At 44.6% G+C, this 6,816-nt stretch carries 5 protein-coding genes; 1 reads left to right on the plus strand and 4 read right to left on the minus strand.

The genetic code is table 11. The features are described from left to right. Nucleotide 1: 1 nt before the first annotated feature. From ilvA to Q0C15_RS06465, 4 genes are all read right to left on the minus strand, one after another. The gene (gene ilvA / locus Q0C15_RS06450; RefSeq protein WP_110640132.1) at nt 2-1,222 is read right to left on the minus strand and encodes a threonine ammonia-lyase; all 1,221 of its coding nucleotides are present in this window, start codon (nt 1,220-1,222) and stop codon (nt 2-4) included. A 73-nt stretch (nt 1,223-1,295) separates the two neighbouring features. Next, the gene (acnA, locus tag Q0C15_RS06455) at nt 1,296-3,935 is read right to left on the minus strand and encodes an aconitate hydratase AcnA (protein ID WP_297217488.1); all 2,640 of its coding nucleotides are present in this window, start codon (nt 3,933-3,935) and stop codon (nt 1,296-1,298) included. Between the two features lie 387 nt (nt 3,936-4,322). Then, on the minus strand, nt 4,323-5,039 hold the full coding sequence (locus Q0C15_RS06460) for a hypothetical protein (protein WP_110640130.1): 717 nt from the start codon (nt 5,037-5,039) through the stop codon (nt 4,323-4,325). A gap of 349 nt (nt 5,040-5,388) precedes the next feature. Next, entirely contained in the window at nt 5,389-6,351 is a 963-nt protein-coding gene (locus Q0C15_RS06465) for a phosphate uptake regulator PhoU (protein WP_297217491.1), read from the minus strand. 136 nt (nt 6,352-6,487) lie between these two features. Between Q0C15_RS06465 and Q0C15_RS06470 the strand changes: the two genes are divergently transcribed. Continuing rightward, nucleotides 6,488-6,658: a hypothetical protein gene (locus Q0C15_RS06470; RefSeq protein WP_297217493.1), complete on the plus strand. Its 171-nt coding sequence runs from the start codon at nt 6,488-6,490 to the stop codon at nt 6,656-6,658. Nucleotides 6,659-6,816 lie beyond the last annotated feature (158 nt).

Consider the following 6,816-nt stretch of genomic DNA (forward strand, 5'->3'; position numbering starts at 1 on the left):
ATCACGTGATTCTGAAGATATATCCCATCTCACGAAGGGATCCGAGTATTCTGTTCAGATGGTCCTGACCCCTGACGTTGACGGAGAAGATCACGCTCTGGAATCCCGGCGGCGTCTCCTTCCTCAGATTGTCCACTTCGGCATGGTAGATATTGCCTCCGTTCTTTGCTATAGCTTCGGCAATCCTGTACAGGTTGCCTGGCCTGTCAGGTATTGTGCACTCTATGCGTACAAGCTGGCCAAGGTTCTCCAACTCTTTGTATATGATCTTGGACATGAGCAGGGGATTTATGTTCCCTCCTGATACAACGATGGCAACCTTCCTTCCCTTCACGTCTATGCTGCCCTCCATTATTGCAGCAAGACCAACTGCTCCAGACGGTTCTGCGACTATCTTCATCCTCTCAAATAGTTTGTAAATGGCCTTGGATACGCCCTCTTCTGTGACCGTAACTATGTCGTCAACGTATTTGCTCGCTATGGAATAGGTCAGATCTCCGGGATACTTCACAGATATGCCATCACATATGCTCACACCGCTTGTGTGGGCTATGATCTTTCCCTCCTTCAGAGAGGCCTTCATAGAATCAGAGAGTTCAGATTCTATACCTATTATGCGGATGTTTGGGTTATGATGCTTTGCGGCTATGGCGATGCCAGAGATCAGGCCGCCACCTCCCACAGGCACCAGTATGGTGTCTATGTCCGGTTTATCCTCAAGGATCTCCAAGCCAATTGTACCCTGCCCTGATATAACCCATCTATCGTTGAATGCTTCGATGAAAAGGCGGTTCTCCTGAACGGCCAGCTGGTCAGCGTATCTGTGCGCCTCGTCGTAATCCAAACCATGCAGAACAACCTCAGCACCGTAATCAGCAACCGCGTTTACCTTCTGCGGTATCGTGTATTCAGGCATCACTATCTTCGCATTTATGCCGTTAACCTTGGCCGCATATGCAACTCCCTGCGCATGATTTCCGGCGCTTGCAGTTATGACGCCTCTCTTACGATCCTCGTCGTTAAGTTTCGAAAATCTGAACAATGCACCTCTCGACTTGAATGAACCCGTCTTCTGGAAATTCTCCAGTTTGAAATACAGTTCGGATCCATACTCATTGCCCAGCGTCGTGGACCTTATAAGCGGCGTTCTGTTGATAAGGCCTTTAAGATAGGTCTTTGCAGAAAGGATATCTTCGTACGAAGGTATCTCCTTGCTGTCCATGGAGGTGAATCGCTGCTTCGATTATAAATTATGGTCAGAAGGAATTTTTGATTTTATGAATAAAAATATGGGATCAGGAGGCCAGTATCTTTTTGAGAGAGTACTGCAGTATTCCTCCGCTGCGTATGTAATCTGCCTCCGCAGGTGTGTCTACCCTCAGCCTCACGTCTATCGTGTGCCTCTCACCATTCTTGTCCGTGTATGTCATTCTGGCCTTTGATCCTGGCTCTATGTCCTCTATGTCGACGTCTATCGTCTTTGTATAATCAATATCCTGCGGGTTGAAACCGTCATACTCTATGGGTATGACACCCATACCTACAAGGTTGCTGCGGTGGATTCTCTCATAGCTCTTTGCGATCACTGCCTTCACGCCAAGCAGATAAGTTCCCTTGGCAGCCCAGTCTCTGGAGCTTCCAGTTCCGTATTCCTTTCCAGCAAGTACGACAACCGGAATGCCCCTTTCCTTGTACTTCATCGCGGCATCGTACACAGACATCTCCTTGTTTTCCGGTATGAATATGGTGTATCCCCCCTCTCTGTTCACCATAAGATTCTTTATCCTCACATTTGCGAATGTACCGCGCATCATCACCTCATGGTTTCCGCGCCTTGAACCGTATGAGTTGAAGTCCTCCGGTTTGACTCCGTTCTCCATTAGGTACTTCGCAGCCGGACTGTCCTTGGATATTGACCCAGCAGGCGATATGTGATCGGTGGTTATGGAATCCCCGAGTACCAGAAGCGGATATGCGCCCTTTATCCTGAAATCCTTGAATTCCTGGTCAAGCCTGAAATTCTCAAAGAATGGTGGATTTCTTATATATGTGCTCTTGGGATCCCATGCATAGGTTGGTGATGACGGAGCATCTATCTTCTCCCATCTTTCATTCGTTATGTTTCCATACCTTCTTTCGAACATATCCTTCTTTACATATTTATTGACCGCTTCATTGATCTCGTCGTTTGTGGGCCATATGTCCTTGAGATAGATCTTCTTTCCATTCACCACGCCTATAGGATCTTTGTTCAGATTTATGGTTATATTCCCCGCCAGAGCATAGGCAACGACAAGCGGCGGTGACATCAGATAGTTGGCCTTCACATCCTTGTGTATTCTTGCCTCAAAGTTTCTGTTTCCGGATAAAACGGATACTACATTCAGATTGTTGCTCACTATGGCATTGTCAAGATCTGGATCGAGCGGACCGCTGTTTCCAATGCAGGTCGTGCATCCGTAGCCGACCACATAGAAACCGAGTTTTTCAAGGTAGGAGATGAGACCTGACTCGGTTAGATAGTCTGTCACAACACGAGATCCAGGCGCCAAGCTGGTCTTCACCTTAGGATTGACAGAGAGGCCCGCTTCCACCGCTTTCTTTGCAAGAAGCCCAGCGGCTATCATGACGTACGGGTTGCTCGTGTTTGTGCAGCTTGTTATAGCCGCTATAACTATATCGCCATCGGAGAGCTCTAGATCCTTTCCCTTCATCTTTAGAGGTACTTTGCGCAGAGATACAAGGCGGTTGCTTCCGTTTTGATCCAGAGTCGAAAGAAAGCTCTGTGAGACCTGATCCAGATCAAGCCTCTGCTGGGGAAGCTTTGGACCGGCCACACTTGGCTTCACAGTTGAGAGATCAAGATCTATGACCCTCGTGTATTTTGGTTCACTGCCCTCTCCGAATAGCCCCTGGGCTTCAAGGTATTTTCTTATCAGATCTATGTGTTCCTTTGATCTACCTGTAGTTTCCAGATACTGCAATGTCTGTTCGTCTATGGGGAACAGCGCACAAGTGGCCCCGTACTCCGGGCACATGTTTGATATTGTGGCCCTCTCAGGTACAGATAGATATTTCACCGACGGACCGAAAAACTCGACGAATTTGTCTACCACGTTGACCTTCCTGAGCATCTCTGTAACCGTTAGTACCACATCAGTTGCGGTGACGCCTGGTTGCATCTTCCCCTTTATCCGGACGCCTATAACTTCAGGCAGCGATATGGTGATGGGCTGCCCAAGTAGGGCTGCTTCCGCTTCTATACCGCCCACGCCCCAACCGAGTACGCCTATGCCGTTTATCATTGTGGTGTGGGAATCGGTTCCGACAAGAGAGTCAAAGTAGGCATAGTCCTTTCCGTCCTTCTTGCTTTCGAATACGACCTCGGCTAGATATTCAAGGTTAACCTGATGTATTATGCCGGTACCCGGCGGTATAACCTTGAAGTTCTTGAAAGCATTCTGAGCCCATTTGAGGAATCTGTACCTCTCCATATTCCTCTCAAATTCCAGCTCCTCATTCTTCTCCAGTGCAAAGGTCTCTCCGTAATAATCAACCTGTACTGAATGATCTATGACGAGATCAACCCTTACCTGAGGATTTATCAGTTCTGGATCCTTGCCGAGATTCTTCACCGTGTCCCTCATGGAGGCAAGATCAACCACCGCCGGTACGCCGGTGAAGTCCTGCATTACAACACGTGATACCTTGAATCTTATCTCTGTATCAGCCACATTTTCAGGATTCCAGTTCAATACGGCGTTAATATCACTCTCAGAGATTGCCCTTCCATCAAGATTTCTTACCATCGATTCCAGAATTATTCTAAGGGATCTTGGAAGGTTGCTGATCTTCTCCCCGAAGATCTTCTTCAGCGGATAATAGTAAACCTTTCTTCCATTTAGTTCGAAGGAATCTGCTTTTATTTCGACCATATTCAGATATAGCTAGATCAGATTATACCTTTTCGTTTGATATTATTGATACATCTGCGATTGCCAGCCATGGTGAACTGCTCATCAGCTGAATATTCTCACCGTTATTTCAGCGAAGAAATATTTGCATGTACGCACATATTCCGCACAAGCCCTGTATCGTGATATCCACAGGCGTAATTCGTATTTAATCAATCTCACTCAAGCACCACGCCGCCTGCTTTTTTGTGGATGATACAGAGAAGAAATCGGAATGATAATTTATGGATCTTTCCAGGGGAAGACCGTGTATTCTTTCACTGAAGCTATTGAGGTCTACAGCTTCCCAAAAATCCATGACAAAGGCTTTGGCATAAATGATCGTTTATTTATAAAATTTAATATTTCTTATTTTTTATTTCTATAAGATCTGGAATGTTCTATCGATCTCATCAAGAATATGCCTGCCAGCAGTATGATTTCATAGTAGATGAAGTAGAGTATTGTTGCAAATAACACGCTGTCAGCAAGCCAGGTATTCAGCGGTGCATTTATTGGCCCTGGCGCCGTTAGGCTGTAGTTTGCAAACGTGAATGTATAGTTGTATATGCCCAGCGGCAGCGAACCTGATGGCGCGACATAGTAAACTATCATCTGATTTCCAGAGGTGTAGTTCTTCAGCTGCGTGGTTATGTTTGCGCTGTAAGCTGAGGATGCTATGTGCAGACTGAAATTGAGCGTTTTCAGATCCTTATAGTTGTCTAGAGCCAGGGAAAAGTTGTATGCAGGGAAGTTACCTGAAAATGGCCTGACATTTGCAGTAGCGGTTATACTTCCGTATGAGGCGGAAACTGGATGATCGGTCGAGTAGTAAACCTGTGATTCCGCGGATGATATCAACAATGCAGCTATGAAAACTATGACTACACCGTAAATCAACCTCTTTTTTAATCCATAGAGACCAAGATAATGCATTAAAATCAGAATTACGATTGGAACCAGAAATACGAGAAGAAACAGACTTTCAAAATAAGAAACGAAGTATCCCAGACCATAGGCCAGGAGAGCCGTAATTATCAGTATGAACACAGAATTGTACTTTCTGATGTTTGCATTTACTGGCATGATGCGGGGATTACCGCAAATGTGATATTTAAATTTGAGCACATGTATCCCGATGGGCTACTCCTCAGCTGAATCTTCGCATCGTCATTTCAGCGAAGAGACTTACGCCTGTATTGGTATATTCCGTACATGCTCTGCATCATAATGTCCTTAGGCGCGTTTTCAGGTGGCGTCTGCCCCATTCTTATCGATCGTACGTACTTTATATAAAATTTTATTATCGATGGAAGTCTGTGTATTCCCTGCTCGAAATAAGAATTTTTACTGATCCTGGAAATCCCTAGCCTTTCAATATTTTAGAGCTTTTACGAATTATGTTTCTTTCCATAAGGACGATGCATCAGGATCGTCAGATGGAGAATTCTTCCCTATCTGACAGAATCAGATCCATGGCAAGCTCTGCTATATCCGTTCCGTACAATCCTATCCTGGATATCTCCTCGGCTATTGAACTCAGAACCGAATCATAACTCAATTCACTCAGCAGCTCATATTTTCTCTGGGTTATTTCGGCCTTTCTGTTTATTATTCCATCTATTTCATTGAAATTCCTCGAATAGAATGTTTCCATGGCCTTCTTGTATACATCGTTTGAATAGGTTAGATTGTCAATCATTTTCTCCCTCCCCTTTATGCCTTTTTTGTGCTTTATGGCCTGGCAGATGTTGACAGCATGATCAGCTATCCTTTCGAGAATCCTGGAAAGGACGAGTATGTAGATATTCGAACGTTCGTCCCTGCATCTTATTTTAACCTCACGGTATATGTACCACTGGTATCTATCTACCTCATCATCTCTGAGCACTATGTTTTCAATCAGATCGTCGTCTTCGTCATGTATTGCTTTGATCGTGTCCTCTATCATGGTGGAAACATTGAGCGACATTCTCCTTATTGCCTTCTCTAGAGAAAATGTGTTTGCGTTCAATACGTTCTGAAGAACTATGCTTTTTGACGTTTCCTCAATTACTTCGATACCCATGACAACCTTAGCAAACCGCTTTATGTCGTCTCTCATCTCTGGTGTCATCTTATCTTTGGATACAACAAGCAGAGTATCAAATCCGGAGATGTACATCGATGTCAGAAGCCTCTGCAGTGGCTTACCGGTGTATGAGGCCGGCAGCGTTATCTTCTTTGTTACCTCTGATTCCTCATTATTTGCTGGTTCCACCAGCAGTTCGGTTCCCTGATCTGTTATAGAAACTTCGCTTCCCTTGTTTATATTGTTGCGCTTAACCCACTCGGGCGGAAGTGATATTATAAAAGTGGAACCCCCAGTGACCTGAACCTTTCTCGTGACATGTTCCATAAATATTTATTATATATATGGATAAAAACCTTTTCATATCTGTATATATAAATTTACAAAAGCAATATACTGGTGATTTCACTTCGTTCTATTGGAAAACTATATATCGATTTTTCCGATGACATTCTGTGATATTATGGCAGATATGCAGGCTATCATGAAGGCTCAGGCTGAACTTGCCTATATCAATGAAAGGCTTCAGCAGATACATCAGAACAGGCCTCAACAGGGATTCGATAAACACGAATATGAGGTATTGATGCAGAGAAAGGCACAGCTTTTGGCTCTGCTCAACAGAAGAGAGTAAATCTGACCTAATATCTCTGACTATTGAAAAACGTCTGATCGATCCTATAGTAAGGATCAGGTTTCAGGATCTTTTAAAAAGAGAAGTTGGGGGTTTGGGGGAGGCTGTAAATCTCAACAGCTTTAGCGATGAGATACACAGACTTCCCTCAATGTAGA

This window comes from Thermoplasma sp. (genome assembly GCF_023256435.1).
Taxonomy (GTDB): Archaea; Thermoplasmatota; Thermoplasmata; order Thermoplasmatales; family Thermoplasmataceae; genus Thermoplasma.

Coding starts and splice junctions, on each gene's coding strand:
- Q0C15_RS06470 (WP_297217493.1), top strand. CDS start 6,488: ATGGCAGATATGCAGGCTATCATGAAGGCTCAGGCTGAACTTGCCTAT.
- acnA (WP_297217488.1), bottom strand. CDS start 3,935: ATGGTCGAAATAAAAGCAGATTCCTTCGAACTAAATGGAAGAAAGGTT.
- ilvA (WP_110640132.1), bottom strand. CDS start 1,222: ATGGACAGCAAGGAGATACCTTCGTACGAAGATATCCTTTCTGCAAAG.
- Q0C15_RS06465 (WP_297217491.1), bottom strand. CDS start 6,351: ATGGAACATGTCACGAGAAAGGTTCAGGTCACTGGGGGTTCCACTTTT.
- Q0C15_RS06460 (WP_110640130.1), bottom strand. CDS start 5,039: ATGCCAGTAAATGCAAACATCAGAAAGTACAATTCTGTGTTCATACTG.